The sequence below is a fragment of the Streptomyces sp. NPDC006925 genome (genome assembly GCF_042869575.1).
Lineage (GTDB): Bacteria > Actinomycetota > Actinomycetes > Streptomycetales > Streptomycetaceae > Streptomyces.
Map to the genome: position 1 here is coordinate 21,047 of NZ_JBIAGB010000023.1, position 18,863 is coordinate 39,909.

General features: G+C 73.3%; 17 protein-coding genes and 1 riboswitch. Of the genes, 4 read left to right on the plus strand and 13 right to left on the minus strand.

Translation table 11 applies throughout. The features are described from left to right. Positions 1 to 81: 81 nt before the first annotated feature. A complete protein-coding gene (locus tag ACFYNS_RS25215; protein WP_360294362.1) occupies positions 82 to 267 on the minus strand; it encodes a DUF1737 domain-containing protein in 186 nt (61 codons plus the stop codon). Between the two features lie 187 nt (positions 268 to 454). Further along, positions 455 to 1,957: a SulP family inorganic anion transporter gene (locus tag ACFYNS_RS25220; RefSeq protein WP_360294364.1), complete on the minus strand. Its 1,503-nt coding sequence runs from the start codon at positions 1,955 to 1,957 to the stop codon at positions 455 to 457. A 394-nt stretch (positions 1,958 to 2,351) separates the two neighbouring features. On the opposite strand from ACFYNS_RS25220, the gene ACFYNS_RS25225 reads away from it, so the two are divergent. Then, the gene (locus ACFYNS_RS25225; RefSeq protein ID WP_360294367.1) at positions 2,352 to 2,747 is read left to right on the plus strand and encodes a MerR family transcriptional regulator; all 396 of its coding nucleotides are present in this window, start codon (positions 2,352 to 2,354) and stop codon (positions 2,745 to 2,747) included. Positions 2,748 to 2,975: 228 nt separating this feature from the next. Here ACFYNS_RS25225 and ACFYNS_RS25230 read toward each other — a convergent pair whose 3' ends face one another. Continuing rightward, positions 2,976 to 4,385: a peptidase C39 family protein gene (locus ACFYNS_RS25230; RefSeq protein WP_388605214.1), complete on the minus strand. Its 1,410-nt coding sequence runs from the start codon at positions 4,383 to 4,385 to the stop codon at positions 2,976 to 2,978. Between the two features lie 253 nt (positions 4,386 to 4,638). On the opposite strand from ACFYNS_RS25230, the gene ACFYNS_RS25235 reads away from it, so the two are divergent. Both ACFYNS_RS25235 and ACFYNS_RS25240 read left to right on the plus strand, forming a co-directional pair. Then, a complete protein-coding gene (locus ACFYNS_RS25235) occupies positions 4,639 to 5,280 on the plus strand; it encodes a uridine kinase (RefSeq protein ID WP_388605216.1) in 642 nt (213 codons plus the stop codon). 382 nt (positions 5,281 to 5,662) lie between these two features. After that, the gene (locus ACFYNS_RS25240) at positions 5,663 to 7,759 is read left to right on the plus strand and encodes an AAA family ATPase (RefSeq protein WP_388605260.1); all 2,097 of its coding nucleotides are present in this window, start codon (positions 5,663 to 5,665) and stop codon (positions 7,757 to 7,759) included. On the opposite strand, the gene ACFYNS_RS25245 is transcribed toward ACFYNS_RS25240, so the two are convergent. The 10 genes from ACFYNS_RS25245 to ribD all read right to left on the minus strand — a co-directional run bounded on the left by ACFYNS_RS25245 (position 7,680) and on the right by ribD (position 16,770). After that, positions 7,680 to 8,900: a hemolysin family protein gene (locus tag ACFYNS_RS25245; protein WP_388605218.1), complete on the minus strand. Its 1,221-nt coding sequence runs from the start codon at positions 8,898 to 8,900 to the stop codon at positions 7,680 to 7,682. The two genes, ACFYNS_RS25240 and ACFYNS_RS25245, sit on opposite strands and share 80 nt — an antisense overlap. Then, positions 8,897 to 10,336: a hemolysin family protein gene (locus ACFYNS_RS25250; RefSeq protein WP_388605219.1), complete on the minus strand. Its 1,440-nt coding sequence runs from the start codon at positions 10,334 to 10,336 to the stop codon at positions 8,897 to 8,899. Before ACFYNS_RS25250 ends, ACFYNS_RS25245 begins: the two co-directional genes overlap by 4 nt. A gap of 202 nt (positions 10,337 to 10,538) precedes the next feature. After that, positions 10,539 to 11,042, minus strand: a complete 504-nt coding sequence (locus ACFYNS_RS25255; protein WP_388605220.1) for a PH domain-containing protein — start codon at positions 11,040 to 11,042, stop codon at positions 10,539 to 10,541. Between the two features lie 19 nt (positions 11,043 to 11,061). Next, a complete protein-coding gene (gene hisG, locus ACFYNS_RS25260; protein ID WP_360302511.1) occupies positions 11,062 to 11,910 on the minus strand; it encodes an ATP phosphoribosyltransferase in 849 nt (282 codons plus the stop codon). 47 nt (positions 11,911 to 11,957) lie between these two features. Beyond that, on the minus strand, positions 11,958 to 12,230 hold the full coding sequence (locus ACFYNS_RS25265; protein WP_360302508.1) for a phosphoribosyl-ATP diphosphatase: 273 nt from the start codon (positions 12,228 to 12,230) through the stop codon (positions 11,958 to 11,960). A 34-nt stretch (positions 12,231 to 12,264) separates the two neighbouring features. Beyond that, a complete protein-coding gene (ribH, locus tag ACFYNS_RS25270; protein ID WP_360302505.1) occupies positions 12,265 to 12,750 on the minus strand; it encodes a 6,7-dimethyl-8-ribityllumazine synthase in 486 nt (161 codons plus the stop codon). A 111-nt stretch (positions 12,751 to 12,861) separates the two neighbouring features. Beyond that, positions 12,862 to 14,223, minus strand: coding sequence for a bifunctional 3,4-dihydroxy-2-butanone-4-phosphate synthase/GTP cyclohydrolase II (locus ACFYNS_RS25275; RefSeq protein ID WP_360302502.1), 1,362 nt, complete (start codon positions 14,221 to 14,223; stop codon positions 12,862 to 12,864). A 46-nt stretch (positions 14,224 to 14,269) separates the two neighbouring features. Next, positions 14,270 to 14,953, minus strand: coding sequence for a nicotinamide mononucleotide transporter family protein (locus ACFYNS_RS25280; protein WP_019356182.1), 684 nt, complete (start codon positions 14,951 to 14,953; stop codon positions 14,270 to 14,272). Next, positions 14,950 to 15,627 carry a riboflavin synthase gene (locus tag ACFYNS_RS25285; protein WP_360302499.1) on the minus strand — a complete coding sequence of 226 codons (678 nt, stop codon included), beginning with the start codon at positions 15,625 to 15,627 and terminating at the stop codon, positions 14,950 to 14,952. Before ACFYNS_RS25285 ends, ACFYNS_RS25280 begins: the two co-directional genes overlap by 4 nt. Beyond that, entirely contained in the window at positions 15,628 to 16,770 is a 1,143-nt protein-coding gene (gene ribD, locus ACFYNS_RS25290; RefSeq protein ID WP_388605262.1) for a bifunctional diaminohydroxyphosphoribosylaminopyrimidine deaminase/5-amino-6-(5-phosphoribosylamino)uracil reductase RibD, read from the minus strand. It abuts the gene before it with no gap. 205 nt (positions 16,771 to 16,975) lie between these two features. Beyond that, a riboswitch (FMN riboswitch) is annotated at positions 16,976 to 17,106 on the minus strand. 257 nt (positions 17,107 to 17,363) lie between these two features. On the opposite strand from ribD, the gene ACFYNS_RS25295 reads away from it, so the two are divergent. Continuing rightward, positions 17,364 to 18,755, plus strand: coding sequence for an MFS transporter (locus tag ACFYNS_RS25295; protein ID WP_388605223.1), 1,392 nt, complete (start codon positions 17,364 to 17,366; stop codon positions 18,753 to 18,755). Positions 18,756 to 18,863 lie beyond the last annotated feature (108 nt).

Below are 18,863 nucleotides of genomic sequence, written 5' to 3' on the forward strand. Positions count from 1 at the left end.
TTCGGCAGGGGCGCCACGGAGGAGCGCACCTGAGCTGCCCGCCGCCGCTCTCGGCGACGGCGGGCGGGGCTCTCAGGGACCCTACGACCGCGTCGGCCAGACCAGCGCCTGGGCGACGACGACGTTCTCCCCGTCGAAAGTGACGGCGGGGCCTTCGTGCAACTCGTAGCCCATGCCCATCGCCTCGCTCACACGGTGGCAGAACGCGGCATCGTCCGGCCCGGTCAAGACCCGGTAGAGGGGCCATCCCTCAGGGGGTGTGCTCATAGGCGAAGGATCCCACGCAAGCCCCGGGCCTCCATGAACACCCCCAGCTCCTTCGCTCCCCGGGTCGTGGGGACGACCGCGCGTCGGACGTGGAGCCCGTCGTCCGGCAGGCGGTGCGGGCGCGGACAGTGAGGAACCGGTTGCCGGGCGGACGCTCCGTGGCGGGCACCGGGAGGCGGCCGACTGGTCAGTGACTGCCGTTCAGTTGCCCGGCCAGCTGCTCGTGCATGGTGGCGCTGGGCTCGTTCAGGCCGATGATCGTGACCTGCTTGCCGCGCTCCGCGTACTTGGTCTCCACCGCGTCGAGAGCGGCGACGGAGGAGGCGTCCCAGATGTGTGCGTCGGACAGGTCGATGACGACGTCGTCCGGGTCGCCCTTGTAGTCGAACTGGTAGACGAGGTCGTTGGAGGAGGCGAAGAACAGCTCGCCGGTGACGGCGTAGACGACCTGTGTGCCCTCGGGGTCGACGACGCCGGTGACTTCGGCGAGGTGGGCCACCCGCTTGGCGAAGATCACCATGGCGGTGACCGAGCCGACGACGACGCCGATGGCGAGGTTGCCGGTGGCGACGACCACGATGACCGTGATGGCCATGACCGCGATCTCACCGGCCGGCATGCGCTTGAGGGTCTTGGGCTGGATCGAGTGCCAGTCGAAGGTGCCGACGGCCACCAGGACCATGACCGCGACGAGCGCTGCCATGGGGATGTCGGAGACCACGGGGCCGAAGGCGATGCACAGCACGAGCAGGAAGGCTCCGGCCAGGAACGTGGACAGGCGGGTGCGCGCGCCGGATGTCTTCACGTTGATCATGGTCTGGCCGATCATGGCGCAGCCGCCCATCCCGCCGAAGAAGCCCGTGACGATGTTGGCGACGCCCTGACCCACCGACTCACGGGTCTTGTTGGAGTGGGTGTCGGTGATGTCGTCCACCAGCTTGGCCGTCATCAGCGACTCCATGAGACCGACCAACGCGAGTGCGAGGGCGTAGGGGGCGATGACGGTGAGCGTGTGCAGGGTGAGGGGCACATCGGGCAGGCCGGGGACGGGAAGGGAGCCGGGCAGCTTGCCCTTGTCGCCGACTGTGGGGACCGCGACACCCGCGGCAAGGGTGATCACCGTGAGGACGACGATGGACACAAGCGGTGCGGGCACCGTCTTGGTGAGCTTCGGGAAGAGGACCATCAGCAGCAGTCCCGCCGCGATCAGCGGGTATACGGGCCATGGCACATGCGTCATCTCCGGCACCTGGGCCATGAAGATCATGATGGCCAGCGCGTTGACGAAGCCCACCATGACGCTGCGGGGGACGAACCGCATCAGCTTGGCGACGCCGAGAGCCCCGAGGATCATCTGGAAGACACCGCCGAGGATGACGGCGGCGATCAGGTATCCCAGCCCGTACTCGTGGTTCAGCGGTGCGACAACGAGGGCGATGGCGCCGGTGGCGGCCGAGATCATCGCCTTGCGGCCGCCGACGAACGAGATGACCACGGCCATGACACAGGCGGCATACAGGCCGACCTTCGGGTCGACGCCGGCGATGATCGAGAAGGAGATCGCCTCGGGGATCAGCGCGAGGGCCACCACCAGACCGGCCAGCACCTCGGTGCGCAGCACCTTGGGAGAGGCGAGCCATTCCGGCTTGGACAGGCGCAGCTTGGCAGCCACGGGAAGCGGTGAGGACATGCAACCGTTTCTGTTCAGGCGCGCGTCCAGGCCGTGGACGCACACGCGTCGTACTGGCTCCGCAAGGAGCGGGAACATCCGGCGGCCCGGCCGCCTCAGCGCGGTCGCCGGACCAGGGCGGCAACCGCGCGGTTGCCGATCGGGCATCATTGCCCGGAAGACTCGGGCGCCGGCGGGCCCCCGCCGGGGCCTTCGCTACGGCGAGATCACCTCTACCGTGTACGGGACGGTGGAGGCGAACACCTGAAAACTCTACCCTGACGTGAGGGCAGAGTGCGACCCGTGGGCTGTGAATTGCAGGTAAACCCCCTCAAGATCCTGTGATTCATCTCACGCACAGGCGGAGTCGTCCCGTCTTCGAAAACAGCGAATGACAGAAGGAGAAGACGCGGCCATGAGCGAGCGGCAGATGCAGATCGGTGAGGTCGCCGAACGGACCGGTTTGTCGCTGCGCACCATCCGCCACTACGAGGAAGTCGGCCTCGTCATCCCCTCCGCCCGCAGCAAGGGCGGGTTCCGGCTCTACACCGAGGCCGATGTCGAGCGTCTGATGGTCATCCGCCGGATGAAGCCGCTGGACTTCTCCCTGGAGGAGATGCGGGACCTGCTGGAGATCACCGACCGGATCGCCGCCACGGACGACCCACCCGCCGACGAGGAGCGCGAGCGGCTCCGCGAAAGGCTCGACGCGTACCGCAAGGTGGCTGACGAGCGCTGCGAGACGCTGCGCGCCCGCCTGGAGATGGCCGAGGACTTCGCCTCCACCCTGCGCCGGCGCCTGGGTTCGTAGAGCCGCGGGGTGAGCGGGCACGGCTGGCTGGTCCGGCCGGGGCCCGACTGCGGGTCAGTGCCTCCCCCCGGGCCGGGCGGGAGCGAGGGCTTCGGCGCCGGACGCGTCAGTGGCTCGGGCCCCCGTGCGCCCCGCGCGCACTGCGGCACAAGCCGGCCACCGCCTGACGGCAACCGCGCTGCCGTCAGGCGGTGGCCGCGGTGTACGCCGATCACCTGCCCGACCGGCTCAGCACACCCCGTGCTTGCGCAGCACCCGCCGCTGGGCGCCGGTCAGCTTCGTCGGGAAGTAGAGGTAGCAGATGCCGCCGGTGCCGCCGACGACCTTGCCGTCGGCGTTCTTGCGCTTGGTCCGCAGCCAGATGTTCTCGAACTGCCGGCGCCGGTAGACGTGCCGGACGGAGGGATTGTCCGGTGAGTTGGGGTCGTTGGCGATGACGTCGCCGGACGCGGTGAAGCCGATGACGGTCATCAGGTGACCCGAGGTGCCGTATCCGGCGCCGTCCAGTTCGGACTCGAGGAAGGACTGGGAGGTGATCAGCGGGATGCCCGCCGCGACGAGTTCCTCGGCCTCGTTCAGCGAGTTCACGCGGGTGACGACCGCGTTCATGTCCCGGTAGGTACTGGCGTAGGCGCCGTTGAAGGGCCAGTTGCCGCAGCCTTCGTACCGGTAGTCGAAGGTGTACCGGGCGGCGTGGCAGACCTGCGGGTCGGCGTAGTCGGGGTTGACCCAGGCCAGGTCCTCGGCGCTGGGCCTGCGGCCCCAGTACTCGATGATCATCTGCGAGGAGGTGGGGCTGCACCACGCCTCTCCCCCGTTGTCGTACTCGGGGTACTGGCCCTTGTGGATCTCCTGCGAGTAGCGCGGCACCTTCAGCTCGACGTCCCGGCCGAGGCCCGGCTCGGAGGCGGGGACCTCGAAGCGGTCGGGCACGTCGGAGCACATCGCGCCGGCCCGCCAGACGGTGGGGGTGGCGCGACTGCCCGGGGCCCGGTAGAGGGTCAGGCGGATCCGGTAGGACGTCAGGCGGAGCCCGGTGGCGGGGTCGTCCACGGCGAAGGTGTCGGTGTAGATGGTGCTCTTGCCGTCCTTCTGGCCGCCGACCGAGGTACGGCGCGGTACGTCGTCGCCGTCGCCCGAGGTCCAGATGCCCATGGTGTACCAGGGCGTGTGCCCACCGTCCGAGTAGCTGCCGCGCAGTTCGACCCGGATCCAGGTGCCCTCGGGGGTGTGGGCGTTCCAGGAGGCGATGGCCTCACTCGCCGGGACGGCGCAGGTGTGGCGCGGCGAGGTCCAGGTGGCGTACTCCCAGTCGGCCTTCCTGCCGGTGTGCGGATCGCTGTAGGAGGTGGTGCCCGCGGCGTTCCCGAGCACGATGCCGGGGCGCCTGCCCGACCGCACCCGGGTGCCGTCGGCGGCGCCCGTGGCCCAGTCGCGCCGGGAGGCCCAGTCGTGGAACTCCACCTGTCCCGCCTTCCCGGGTCGACCCGGCCGGGGCGGGCGGCCGGGGTGCGGCGCGCCGGTGGTTCCACCCGTCCGGGCGTCGGCTGCCAGAGCGGTGGGAACCGCGCCCGCCGAGGCGGCCACGGCGACGGCGGCGGCCAGGACGGTACGGCGGTTGGCGGATCTGCTGGTCATGCGGAGTGCCCCCAGTCGTGGGTCGGTGCGTTGGTGCCTCACGGTGGTGCGCGGCGTCGTACGCGGTCCTGCCCTGCGGTCCGGTCCGGGCCGTACGCGGAAGCCAACTATCGCGGCTCGGCGGGGTGCGTGCCAGGGCTTCGGCCGCTCGGCATGCCGCCGTCATTGGCCGAGACCAGTGACGCACCGTGGCTGTCCCGCCGGCACGGGAGGGTTCCGCACACTTGTGTGAATCGGGACGTACGCTGAGAGGATGCCTGCTCCGCTCCTGCTCGACGCGCTCGCCGACCGGCTCGCCGCGCTGCCCGCCTCGTGCGGGCCGGTGCGTCTGGTCGGTGTGGACGGGCATGCCGGATCGGGCAAGACGACCCTGGCCCGGGAGCTGTCGGAGCGGCTCGGCGGGGCGCCGGTGCTGCACCTGGACGACCTGGCCTGCCACGAGGGACTGTTCGACTGGACGGAGCGGCTCACCCGGCAGGTCCTCGAACCGCTGGAGCGGGGGGTCCGTGCACGCTACGTGGTCTACGACTGGGTGGCGCGCGCCTTCACTGCGGAGGCCGGGCTGCCGCCCGCGCCGGTCGTCCTCGTCGAGGGCGTGGGGGCGGGACGGGCTGCGCTGCGGCCCCGGCTGGCCTCGCTGCTGTGGGTCGAGATGGCGGCCGCGGACGCGTGGCGGCGCGGGCGCCGCCGCGACGGCCCGGAGCAGCGGGACTTCTGGGCGCGGTGGATCCCCGCGGAGCGCGCGCATTTCGCGGCCGACCCGTCGCGCCCGTTCGCGGACTTCCTGGTACGCGAAACGGGCCCGGGACGCATGGGATACGAGGTGCGGGAGAGGCGTGAAGAGACGCCGGGCCCGCCGCTGAATATGACGCTCCGTATAAGCGACGGCCGTTGAGGGCATACTGTCGGTACGGTGTGCAACCGAGCGGCTTGACCATCGGCGCAGGACCGATTAGTTTTCCAACAGGCGGTCTGCGCAGGCCGTCTTCGGACGCGAAGCCCCCGGTTGTTCCCCCGTGACCGGGGGCTTCGTTCTGCCTCGGAACACCCGAAGCGGAATAAGAGACTCGTATTTCTCTCACCCTCTGTATCGGCTCTACGGATACCCTTCCGCGCCGGACCCCCCTTCGCATCCCGCCCCGGCAGGCCGTTCCGCACGCCCGGAAGCCGGGTAGACCGCCCTTCGACAGCGCCCTGAGCACGGGTACGATGCGGAACAGCGTGGGAACCCCGGGTGATAACCGGCAGATGACGGGGGACATTTCGTGGGGGACGTGATGAACTTCGGCACGCAGGACCCCCAGGGCCTGCACGCCCCGGCCGAACTCGCCTGGCTGCGCGGGGTGGACGCGTACACCATCGGCGGATACGCGCAGGCCGAGGAGGAGTTCCGCACCGCGGTGCGGCTCGATCCGGGGATGGCCGACGCCTGGCTGGGCCTGCACGCGCTGCGCGCCGACACCGCGACCGCGCTGCTGCGGATGCACCACCACCGGGAACGCTTCGGCGAACAGCGCGCCCGGCACGGGCGCACCCTCAACTCCTGGTACTGGCTGGGCTGGTGGGTGCAGCCGGTACTGGAGTACGAGCGGGACCTGCTGCTGGCGCACGCCTCGCACTGGCTGGACGGGCGCCACGTCGCCGAACTCGACCGTGCCCTGGCGGGCTGCCCCCCGGTGGACGCCGACCCGCAGGTGCGGTTCCTGCACGCCTGCCGGGCCTATCTGGCCAAGGACTGGGAAGGGCTGGTCGCGCACACCGAGCCGTTGGTGGACGATCCCCTGCTGGGCATCGAGGCCGGGCTGTTCGCGGGCATGGCCCGGGTCCGACTGGAGATGTACGGGCAGGCCGAACCGCTGCTCGCGGCCGCACTGATGCGCTGCCGCAGCGAGCAGCCGCAGCGCAAGGAACTGCGCTACTGGTTGGCCCGCGCCCGCGAGGGCACCGGGCGCAGCGCCGCGGCACTGCCGCTCTACCGCGCGGTGCACCGGATCGACCCGACGTTCATGGACACGGCGGCCCGGCTGACGACGATCGCGGACGGCGACGGTGGCGGCACGGCGGAGGATCTGGCAGCCGTCGTGCTCTCCGGCTCGCTGGGCGGCCCGGACCGGACCACGGCCCCGGAACTGTTCGACAGAGGTGCCGAACCGCCCGGCGACCCGGCACAGCCCGCCGATCCGGCGGATCCCACCGACGGCGCCGCAGCCGAGGAGAGCCGCGCCCTCGGAGGCTCGGGGTTCCGGGACGGCGGCGCACGCCGCAAGGACCCGGGCGGGCCGCCGGGCACCGCCGGTGGCGGGGAGCCGGAGCCGGCGGACGACGCCGGGGCCGCCGACCCGCTGGTGGATCCGGAGGTGGACGCGCTGCGCCTGGAGGACTCCGGCGACCCGGCCGAACCGGTCCGCGTCGACACGGGCGTGCTGCGCGGGCGCCGGGCCGCCGCCGGGGACGGCAGAGTGCCGGCCGGGCCCTCGGACCCGGTGCTGCTGGCGCAGGCGCTGGAGGAGTTGGAGCGGATGGTCGGCCTGGAGCCGGTCAAGCGCCAGGTCCGGGCGCTTTCCGCGCAGTTGCACATGGCGCGGCTGCGTGCCGGTCAGGGGCTGCCCGTCCAGCCGCCGAAGCGGCACTTCGTCTTCTCCGGCCCCTCCGGCACGGGCAAGACCACGGTGGCCCGGATCCTGGGCCGGGCCTTCTACGCGCTCGGGCTGCTGGGCGGCGACCATCTGGTCGAGGCGCAGCGGGCCGATCTGGTGGGCGAGTTCCTGGGGCAGACGGCGGTCAAGGCCAACGAGCTGATCGACTCGGCGCTGGGCGGGGTGCTGTTCGTCGACGAGGCGTACGCGCTCTCCAACTCGGGTTACTCCAAGGGCGACGCGTACGGCGACGAGGCGCTGCAGGTGCTGCTCAAACGCGCGGAGGACAACCGGGACCAGCTGGTGGTGATCCTGGCGGGCTACCCGGAGGGGATGGACCGGCTGCTGGCGGCCAACCCGGGGCTCTCCTCCCGTTTCACGACCCGGGTCGACTTCCCCAGCTACCGGCCGCTGGAACTGACGGCGATCGGTGAGGTGCTGGCCGCCGACAACGGTGACGTCTGGGACGAGGAGGCGCTGGAGGAGCTGCGCAGCATCAGCGGGCACGTCGTCGACCAGGGCTGGATCGACGAGCTGGGCAACGGCCGCTTCCTGCGCACCCTCTACGAGAAGAGCTGCGCCTACCGGGATCTGCGGCTGTCCGGCTACGCGGGCACCCCCTCCCGCGACGATCTGGCGACGCTCCGGCTGCCCGACCTCATGCAGGCGTACGGCGAGGTGCTGTCGGGGCGGGGGCCGGACGGCTCTCCTCCGGGTCCGCAGCCGCCGCCGGGTTGACGCCCTCCGCGCCGCCGCTCCGGGCGTCCGGCAGCCGCCGGGCACCCGGTACGGCACCTCCGGCCCCGGCGGATGGCGCCGCGGCGGCAGGGCCGGGCCCGGGGCCGCCCGGGTCGGTGTGGGCGGGATCGTGCACCTCGCCGACCAGGATCTCCAGCACATCCTCCAGCGCGGCCACGCCCAGCACCCGCCCCGCGGCGTCGGCGACGGCGGCCAGGTGCGAGGCACCGGCCCGCATGGCGGTCAGCGCGTCGTCCAGCGGCAGCTCGCCGCGCAGGGTGGCGATCGGGCGCCACAGCCGCTGCGGCACGGCCCGGTCGGCTTCCTCCAGGTCGAGCACGTCCTTGACGTGCAGGTACCCCAGGAAGCCGCCGTCTTCGGCGCGCACCGGGAAGCGGGAGTAGCCGGTGCGCACCGTCAGCTCCTCCACCTGGCGCGGGGTGACGTCGGTGCCGACGGTGACCAGCTCGGTGCGGCCCAGCAGGACGTCGGTCAGCGGCCGGGAGCCGAGTTCCAGCGCGTCGGCCAGCCGCTCGTGTTCGTCCGGCTCCAGCAGGCCCGCCTGGCGGGAGTCGTCCACGAGCTGGTTGAGCTGTTCGCTGGTGAAGGCGGCCGCCACCTCGTCCTTGGGCTCGACGTGGAAGAGCCGCAGGACGAGGGTGGCGCACGCCCCGAGCGCGGCGGTGACCGGCCGGGTCAGCCGCGCGAAGGCGACCAGCGCGGGGCCGAGCCACAGCGCGGTGCGCTCGGGCGCCGCCATCGCCAGGTTCTTGGGCACCATCTCGCCCACGACCAGGTGGAAGAAGACCACCACGGCCAGCGCGAGCACATAGCCCACCGGGTGCACGAGCGCCTCGGGCAGCCGGGCGGCGTGGAAGGCGGGCTCCAGCAGGTGGGCCAGCGTCGGTTCGGCCACCGCCCCCAGCGTCAGCGAGCAGACGGTGATCCCGAACTGCGCGGCGGCCATCATCTGCGGCAGCGTCTCCAGTCCGCGCAGCACGCGCCGGGCACGCACCGATCCGCCGGCCGCGAGCGGCTCGATCTGGCTGCGCCGCACCGAGACCAGCGCGAACTCGGCGCCGACGAAGAAGCCGTTGGCGAGCACCAGCAGTGCGGCGAAGAGGAGTTGCAGCACGCTCATGACGCCACCGCCTCCACCTTCCGGACCGGCCGCCGGGATGCGCCGTCGGCCGGTCCGGCGGGAGCGGCGGGGCGGGTGGCGGCGCGGGAGTCGGGAGCCACGATGCGGACCCGTTCGGCACGGTGGTGCGCCACGTGCCGTACCCGCAGCTGCCACTCCGGGCCGTCCTCGCCGGCCCGCGGCTGCGGCACCCGCAGCCGGGCGGTGTCGCCCGGTACCGGGATGCGGCCCAGCAGGTCGGCGACGAGTCCGGCGACGGTCTCGTAGGGGCCTTCGGGGACCTCCAGGCCGATGCCGCGCAGGGCGCCCACCCGGCAGCCGCCGTCCGCCTCCCAGGCCGGGCGGCCCTCCGACTCGGCCGGCGCCGGGGCCAGCTCGGGCAGTTCGTCGTAGAGCTGCCCGTCGTGTTCGTCGCGCACCTCGCCGACGATCTCCTCGACGATGTCCTCCAGCGTGACGACCCCGGCCGTTCCGCCGTACTCGTCCACGACCACGGCGATGGGCTGCTCGCTGCGCAGCCGCGCCAGCAGCGGGCGGACGGGGAGTGTCTGGGGGACGAGCAGCGCCGGGACGGCGATCCGGGCTGCAGGGGTGTGCAGCCGCCGGTGCGCGGGCACGGCGAGCGCGTCCTTGAGGTGCACCATGCCCACCACCTCGTCCAGGGTGTCCTGGTAGACGGGGAAGCGGGAGAGGCCGGTGGCGCGGGTGAGGTTGAGGACGTCCTCCGCGGTCGCCGCGGCCTGCAGCGCGCCGACCCGGACCCGGGGCGTCATCACGTGCTGGGCGGTCAGCCCGCCCAGCGCCAGGGTGCGCACGAACAGGTCGGCGGTGTCCTGTTCGAGCGCCCCGGCACGGGCCGAGTGGTGGGCGAGGGAGACGAGTTCACCGGGGGTGCGCGCCGAGGCAAGTTCCTCGGCCGGCTGGACTCCGAAGAGCCGCACCAGGCGGTTGGCCGCCGCGTTCAGGCCCGCGATGACCGGCCGGAACGTGCGGGAGAAGAGGCGCTGCGGACCGGCGACGAACCGGGCGACCGCCAGCGGGCGGGAGACGGCCCAGTTCTTGGGCACCAGTTCACCGACGACCATCTGGACCGCGGAGGCGGTCAGCATGCCGGTGACGACGGCGATTCCGCCGACGGCGCCGGACGGTATCCCGAGCGCGCCCAGCGGCCCGCTCAGCAGCCGGGCCAGCGCGGGCTCGGCCAGCATGCCGGTGACCAGGGAGGTGAGGGTGATGCCGAGCTGGGTACCGGAGAGCTGGAAGGAGAGCTCGCGCAGCGCCAGGACGACGCCGCGCGCCTTGCGGTCGCCCTCCGCGGCGGCGCGTTCGGCTTCGGGTCTCTCGACGGTGACGAGCCCGAACTCGGCCGCGACGAAGAAGCCGTTGGCGAGTACGAGCAGGAACGCCACACCGAGCAGGACGAGCGGGAGGGTCATGCCGCGCCCCCGTGGAGACGGGACGCGGCGCATGTACTACAGGACGATCCGTCCATCGCTGGAGGGTCTCACTCCTCGGTTCGCAGGTGCCCGCGCGAGCGCGGGGCGGCTCACGCCGGTGTGCTCCAGAGTAGACACTGGGCCGCACCTCGCGAAGACGCGCGGCGCCGCGCCGGGGTTGCCGCGACGGGCGGCCGGGCCGCTACTTTCCGGCCTCGGACCCCGTCCCGCCCGCGGCGTCGCCCGGTACTCCGTTCGGGGCGGTGTCCGGGACGCCCTTGAGGTCGACCAGTGCCCGCAGGGCCCGCGCGTCGGCGAGGGCCTGCTGCTTGGCGATGCCCGGCTGGATGCCCATCGCGGGCAGGCTGGTGCCGTCGGCCAGGTCGAGCGAGACCCAGGGGTCGCCGGGCCGCAGATGGACGGCGAGCACCTGCGCCCATGCGAGGCGCCGCTTGGTGGTGAGGTTGACGACCGTCACCGCGTCCTCGTCCGCGGTCACCCGGGGGCGGCTCAGCAGCACCAGCACGCCGAGGAAGAGCGCGGCGGTGCAGATGAAGCTGGCCCGTTCGCCGCCGCCGAGCTGGAGCATCAGCGAGATCGCGGTGATGACGACGAACGCGGCGAGCCCCGCGCTCAGCAGCACCGCGCGGGTGCGGGTGGGCCGGAAGGTGACGGGAAGCGCGGGCACCCGGGGGCTGTCGGTCATGAGCGTGCTCCGGTGGCGGTCACAGGCGGCAGGCGTGGATGCCCGTGGTCAGGATGGCGCGGGCGCCCAGGTCGTAGAGGTCGTCCATGATCCGCTGCGCCTCGGTGGTGCGGACCATGGAGCGGACGGCCACCCAGCCCTGGTCGTGCAGCGGGGAGATGGTCGGGGACTCCAGTCCGGGGGTGAGCGCGACGGCCTGCTCCAGGTGCTCGGCCCGGATGTCGTAGTCCATCATCACGTAGCTGCGGGCCACCAGGACGCCCTGGAGACGGCGCAGGAACTGCTGCACCTTGGGCCCGTGCGGATCGGCTCCGGTCCGGCGGATCACGACGGCCTCGGACTCCAGGATCGGCTCCCCCGCGATCTCCAGGCCCGCGTTCCGCAGCGAGGTCCCGGTCTCCACGACATCCGCGATGACCTGGGCCACACCCAGCTCGATGGCCGTCTCCACCGCGCCGTCCAGGTGGACGACCGAGGCGTCGATGCCCTTGTCCGCCAGGTGCTTGGCGACGATGCCCTCGTAGGAGGTGGCGACCGTCAGCCCGGCGAGGTCGTCGAGGGAGCTGACGGTGCCGGGCTTGGCCGCGTAGCGGAAGGTGGAGCGGGCGAAGCCGAGCGGGAGGACCTCCTCGGCCCGCGCACCGGAGTCCAGCAGCAGGTCGCGGCCCGTGATGCCGATGTCCAGCCGCCCGGAGCTGACGTAGATCGCGATGTCGCGGGGACGCAGGTAGAAGAACTCGACGTCGTTCTCCGGGTCCACCAGCACGAGTTCCTTGCTGGCCTTGCGCTGCTGGTACCCGGCCTCATGCAGCATCTCCCCCGCAGGTCCGGAGAGGGAACCCTTGTTGGGGACGGCGATGCGCAGCATGCGGGAGCTTCCTTTGTTCGTACGGCGGCAGCAGGTCGTGCCGGGTCTCAGAGGTGAGCGTATACGTCGTCGAGGGAGAGGCCCTTGGCGGCCATGAGCACCTGCAGATGGTAGAGGAGCTGCGAGATCTCCTCCGCCGTGCGCGCGTCGCCCTCGTGCTCGGCGGCCATCCAGACCTCGGCGGCCTCCTCCACGATCTTCTTGCCGATGGCGTGCACGCCCTGCGCGGTCAGCTCGGCGGTACGGGAGGTGCCGGGGTCGCCGGTGGCGGCCTTGTGCTGCAGCTCGGCGAAGAGCTGCTCGAATGTCTTGTTCGCCATGGTGCCTCTCACCCTACGCGGTGGCGGGCAGCGCTCACCGCCAGGGCTCCGCGATCGTGCGCAGCGTCGCGGCGGTCGCCACGGCGGCCGTGACCGCTTCGTGTCCCTTGTCCTCGCCGGAGCCGGGAAGTCCCGCGCGGGCCACCGCCTGCTCCTCGTCGTCGCAGGTCAGCACGCCGAAGCCGATGGGGACACCGGTGCGCACCGACACCTCGGTGAGCCCCTGGGTGACGCCCTGGCAGACGTAGTCGAAGTGCGGGGTGCCGCCCCGGACGACGACGCCGAGCGCCACGATCGCGTCGTAGCCGCGGTCGGCCAGGACCTTGGCGACGACGGGCAGCTCGAAGCTGCCCGGGACGCGCAGCAGGGTGGGCTCGTCGATGCCCAGTTCGCGCAGCGCGCGCAGGGCGCCGTCGACGAGGCCGTCCATGACCTGCTGGTGCCACTGCGCGGCGACCACGGCGACCCGCAGGTCCTGGCAGTTCTTGACGGTCAGTTCGGGTGCGCCCTTGCCGCTCACGGTGCTCCTCGTGCGTGTGTGTCGTGTGCTGTGTGGTGGTGGTGCTGCCGGTGTCCCGGATCCGCGCGGAGACCGAGCTCCTCGGAACGCCCCGCGGATCCGGACCCGCGGCTACTGGGTGCCGCAGGGGGAGCTGCGCTCGGCGTCCAGCCAGGGCAGGTCGTGGCCCATCCGGTCGCGCTTGGTGCGCAGGTAGCGCAGGTTGTGCTCGCCCGCCTGCACGGGCATCGGCTCGCGTCCGGTGACGCGCAGGCCGTGCCGCTCCATCGCGGCCGTCTTCTCCGGGTTGTTCGTCATCAGCCGCAGGGACCGCACCCCCAGGTCGGTGAGGATCTGCGCGGCGGCCGCGTAGTCGCGCGCGTCGGCCGGAAGCCCCAGTTCGAGGTTGGCGTCGAGGGTGTCGCGGCCCCGTTCCTGGAGCTCGTAGGCGCGCAGCTTGGACAGCAGTCCGATGCCGCGGCCCTCGTGTCCGCGCAGGTAGAGCACCACGCCGCGGCCCTCCTGCTGGACGCGCTCCAGGGACGCCTCCAACTGGGGTCCGCAGTCGCACCGCTGGGAGCCGAAGACGTCGCCCGTCAGGCACTCGGAATGCACTCGTACGAGCACGTCCTCGCCGTCGGCGGGATGCCCGGGGTCCCCCGGGCCGGTGAGGTCGCCGGCGACGAGCGCGATGTGCTCCACCCCGTCGACGACGGAGCGGTAGCCGTAGGCGCGGAAGTCGCCGTGCCGGGTGGGCAGCCGGGTCGTCGCCTCGCGCCGCACGGTGGGCTCGGCGGAGCGACGGTAGGCGATCAGGTCCTCGATGGAGATGATCCGCAGCCCGTGCTTGCGTGCGAACGGGACCAGTTCGGGCAGCCGCAGCATGGTGCCGTCCTCGCCGGCGATCTCCACGATGGCGGCGGCGGGGCGCAGCCCGGCCAGCCGGGCCAGGTCGACGCCCGCCTCGGTGTGCCCGGCGCGGGCGAGCACACCACCGGGCCTGGCCCGCAGCGGGAAGGCGTGCCCGGGCCGGACGAAGTCGGCCGGTGCCGTGCCGGGGTCGGCGAGCAGCCGGATGGTGGCGGCGCGGTCGGCGGCGGAGATGCCGGTGGTGACGCCGTGCGCGCCGGTGGCGTCGACCGAGACGGTGAAGGCGGTGCCCATGGACTCGGTGTTCTCGGCGACCATCTGGGGCAGCGCGAGCCGGTCGAGGTCGGCCCCTTCCATGGGGGTGCAGATCAGGCCGCGGCACTCGCTCATCATGAAGGCGACGGTCTCGGCCGTGATCAGCTCGGCGGCGACCACCAGGTCGCCCTCGTTCTCCCGGCTCTCGTCGTCGACGACCACGACCGGGCGGCCCTCGGCGAGGTCGCGGACCGCCTCCTCCACGGGGTCGAGCGCGAGCCCGAACACCGCCCCGGGGTCGGCCGGTTCCGCCTCGGACGGGGATCGCGGGGCGGGGGGCGCGTCGTACCAGTTCGGCAGCGCGGTCATGGGCGTGCTCCTTCCTTGCGGTGCGCCGGGGCGGGGTACGGCGCGTTCACAGCGCGGCTCCGGCCGAGTGCAGCGCGTGCTCGGGGCGGGCGGCGGCCCGCGCGCCCGCCTCCTCGCGGGAGCGCTGCCACCAGGCACGCAGCCCCCACAGGACGAGGGCGAGATAGACGACGTAGACGAGGCCGGAGAAGGCCAGTCCGCTGCTGAAGGCGAGCGGCACCCCGACCACGTCCACCAGCAGCCAGGCGAGCCAGAACTCCACCAGTCCGCGTGCCTGGGCCACCATCGCGGCCAGGGTGCCGACGAAGATGTAGGCGTCGGCCCAGGGGCTCCAGGAGAGTGCGGGCACCAGAGTGAAGAGGGTGCCGACGGCAGCCGTGCCCAGCGCGGTGCCCAGGGCGAGCAGGCCCCGCTCCCGCCAGGTGGCGAACCGTACGGCGATGGAGCCGTCCTGCGCCTGCCGCCGGCCGCGCCCCCACTGCCGCCAGCCCCACAGCGCCACTCCGATGACCAGGAGCTGCTTGCCGACGCCGCCCGCCAGCTGCGCTGAGGCGAAGGCGCCCACGAGGATCAGCCCGGACAGCAGTTGCACGGGCCAGGTGGCTATGGAGCGCCGCCAGCCGAGCGCGAGCCCGAGCAGCCCCATCAGGTTGCCGAGCATGTCGGACCAGATGACGTGCTGCCCGAAGGCGGCGAACGCCTCCTGGTTCAGCCAGTGCAGGCCGCTCATCGCGCCGCCCCGCTCTGCTGTGCGGCGCCGCTCTGCTGCGAGGGTGCCGCATCGCCGGGGCGCGGCGGCTGCGGGATGCCCTGCGCGGTCGGGCCCAGCAGCCGCTCGACGTACTTGGCGAGGACGTCGACCTCCAGGTTGACCGGGTCGCCCGGCTGCTTGGTGCCGAGCGTGGTGAGGGCGAGCGTGGTGGGGATCAGCGAGACGGTGAAGTAGGCGTCGGTGGCTTCCACGACGGTGAGGCTGATGCCGTCGACGGTGATGGAACCCTTCTCGACCAGGTAGCGGCCCAGCCCCTCGGGCAGCCCGATGGTGAGGTCCGTGCCGCTGTCCGCGTCCTGCCGTGCGGTGAGGGTGCCGGTGCCGTCGACGTGCCCCTGGACGAGGTGGCCGTCGAGCCGCCCGCCCAGCGCCATGGGGCGCTCCAGGTTGACGGGTGAGCCCGCGGTGAGGGCTCCGAGGCTGGAGCGCTCCAGCGTCTCGGCGATGACGTCCGCCGTGAACTCGCCGTCGCGGGTCTCCACGACGGTCAGGCACACGCCGTTGACGGCGATCGAGTCGCCGTGCTGCGCGTCGGCGGTGACGCGCGGTCCGCGCAGCCGCAGCCGTGCGGAGCCGCCCCGGTCCTCGACGGCGACGACCTCGCCCAGTTCTTCCACGATTCCGGTGAACACTCAGGACTCCTCGGTCTGTTCGGGCTGCCCGGCGACGGCGGCGGACGGGCGGGTGGTCGGGTGCGCGGTGCTGCCGACCGCGGTGACCCGCAGGTCGGGGCCGATGCGCAGGGTGTCGCTCACGGTGAGCCGCAACGCCTGCGCGATCGTGCTGATTCCGGCGTTCTCCAGGACGGGCGGCCCCGCGCCCAGCAGCACGGGGGCGAGGTAGCCGACGACCCGGTCGACCAGTCCGGCGGCGACGAAGGCGGCGGCGAGGGTGGCGCCGCCCTCCAGCAGGACCGCGCGCACGTCGCGGGTGTGCAGGGCGGTCAGCAGCGCGTCCAGGTCGAGTCCGGCCCGGTCGCCGGCCGCCCGCGGCAGCCGCAGCACCTCGGTCGGGCTGCCCTCGGCCGCGGCCTCCAGCTCGGCGGTGTCCGCGTCCCGTGCGACGGCGATCAGGGTGGGCGCGGCGCCGTCGAGGACGCGGGCTCCGGCGCGTACGGCGCCGGCCTCGGTGTCGACGACGACGCGGAGCGGCTGGGTGGCGCCGGGCACTCCGCGCACGGCCAGGTGCGGGTCGTCGGCGCGGGCCGTTCCGGAGCCGACGAGGACGGCGTCGGACTCGGCGCGCAGCCGGTGCACGTCGGCGCGGGCCTCGGCGGAGGTGATCCAGCGGCTGGAGCCGTCGGCGGCGGCGGTGCGGCCGTCGAGTGTGGCGGCGTACTTCCAGGTGACGTACGGGCGGCCGTGCAGGACGGAGGTCAGCCAGGCCGCGTTGCCGGCCGCCGCCTCGTCGGCCAGCAGCCCCCCTTCGACCTCGACACCGGCGGCGGCGAGGGTCGCGGCGCCGCCCGCCGAGCCGGGGCCGGGGTCGGGCACGGCGTAGACGACGCGGGAGATCCCGGCGTCGATGAGGGCGCGCGAGCAGGGGCCGGTGCGGCCGGTGTGATCGCAGGGTTCGAGCGTGACGACGGCGGTGCCGCCGCGGGCGTCCTCGCCCGCTTCGGCCAGCGCGTGGACCTCCGCGTGCGGGCCGCCGGCCCGCTGGTGCCAGCCCTCCCCGACCTGGCGTCCCACGTGGTCGAGGACGACGCAGCCGACGACGGGATTGGGGCTGGTGGAGCCGAGTCCCCGCGCGGCGAGCGCGATGGCACGGCGCATCGCGTCGCGCTCGGCCTGCGGCGCGAGCGGCGCCTGGGGGTGGGGGGCCACCGGGTCCTCCTGCCTCTTCGGGCACGGACTCCGGGGCTGTGGGACTGTGACGGACGCGGGTACGGGACGACCTGCCGGAACGGGAAGGTCCGCTCCGGTGCGGCCGTAGCCTCCGGAACGGGACCGCCGGTCGGCGGCGCACCGATCGCGTCCGCCGCGCACTGCCTCCCATCCGGACTTTCACCGTCGGTCCAGGAATCTCACCTGGTCAACCGACCGCTGGAGGCGGCCGGGTCGCGGACTGTAACCGCCGGTTCGGACTTTCACCGACCCCGGAGTGCGCTGACGTCACTGGTACTCCCCCAGCTTGCGGCCGGGGGTACTCCCAAGTCTGCCACGCGGGGGCGGGTGCCATGCGGGCGGCTGCTGTGCGGTGACTCACAGCAGCCCCGCGGAAGCGCGTGCGCCCCCCGTGTCCACGGGTGTTCGAGCCAGGTCCGAGCGGGGCACGATCAGCGTCGTGGGCCGCGCGGACCCGCCGCCGTGCGGCGGTACGGACGTGCGCCGGAGGGCGGTGTCGGAACGTGCGGCGGGGAGACGGTATGCGTACGGATGCACACGGACCCGACCCGGGTGCCGGCCCGAGGACCGGCGCGGAGGCGGGAACCGGTACCGAACCGGATGCCGGGGCGGAGCCGGGGTTCGGTACGGAGCGGGGGACCGGTACGGAGCCGCGGACCGGTACGGAGCCGGCAACCGGTGCGGGGACGCCCGGCACGCGCTCGGGCGGCCCCCGGAGCGCGCCCGGCGCGCGGCCCGCGAGGCCCGCACGGGCCGGGCGAGTGGCGGTCTCGGTGGTCTTCGCGGTGCACGGGACGGCCAGCGGCACATTCGCCACCCGGATCCCCTGGCTGCGCGAACATCTCGGGCTGAGCCCCGGCTGGCTGGGGCTGGCGCTGGTCTTCATGACGGCCGGGGCCTCGGCGGCCATGCCGCTCGCCGCACGCGCGGCGCACCGGCACGGTCCGCGCCGGGCGCTGGCCGCGGTCTCACTGGCCTGCTGCGCCGGGCTGGTGCTGCCGCCGCTCGCCCCGGCCCTGGGATGGCTGTGCCTGGCGCTGTTCCTGTACGGCTGCGGGCTCGGTCTGATGGACGTGGCGATGAACGCCCAGGGGGTGCGGGTCGAGGCGGAGTACGGGCGGTCGGTGATGTCCTCGCTGCACGGACTGTGGAGCGTGGGAACGCTGGTGGGCGGCGCAGGGGGCGTGCTGGCCGCGCACGCCGGGCTGGACGCGCGGGTGCATCTGGGGCTTGCTGCTCCGCTGCTGGCCGCTGCCGCGGTGGCCGCGGCCCGGTGGACCCCGGACCGGGAGCAGCCCGGGGAGCCGGCCGGCACCGGGGAGGGCGTCCAGGAGGACGCCCAGAAGGACGGGGCGCCTCCGCGCTTCGCGCTGCCCACCCGCGGGGTCGTGGCGATCGGGCTGCTCGGCTTCTGCGCGGTCTTCGCCGAAGGCGCCTCGATGGACTGGTCCGGCATCTACCTGGCGGACGTGACGGGGGCCGGGCCCGGCCTCGCCGCCTCCGCCTACACGGCGTTCGCCTGCACGATGGCGTCGGCCCGGCTGTCGGGCGACGCCGTGGTGCGGCGGTTCGGGCCGGTGGCCACCGTACGCGCGGGCGGGACGCTGGCTGCGGCGGGCGGCACACTGGTGGTCGCGGCACGGACGCCGCCCGCGGCCGTCGTCGGCTTCGCACTGATCGGGGTGGGGATCGCCGTGGTGGTCCCGCTGTGCTTCGCCGCCGCGGGCCGCACCGCGGCGGCCGCCCCCGGCCAGGCCATCGCGGGGGTGGCCACCCTGGCCTACGCGTCCGGCCTGGCGGCGCCCGCCGCCGTCGGCTGGATCGCCGAGTCGACCACCCTGTCGGCCTCCTTCGGTGTCGTCACCGTCCTGCTGCTGGGGCTGGTGGCGGGGGCCCGGGTGCTCCGCACCTGAGAGCCGGGCGATCCGGCGGTGCGGCGCCCGCTCCCGGGCCGCCGAGGGAGCCGTACGGAGGCACCGCGCTGGTCGAACTAGTATGTGGGCCGATCAGAATCAGCCAGG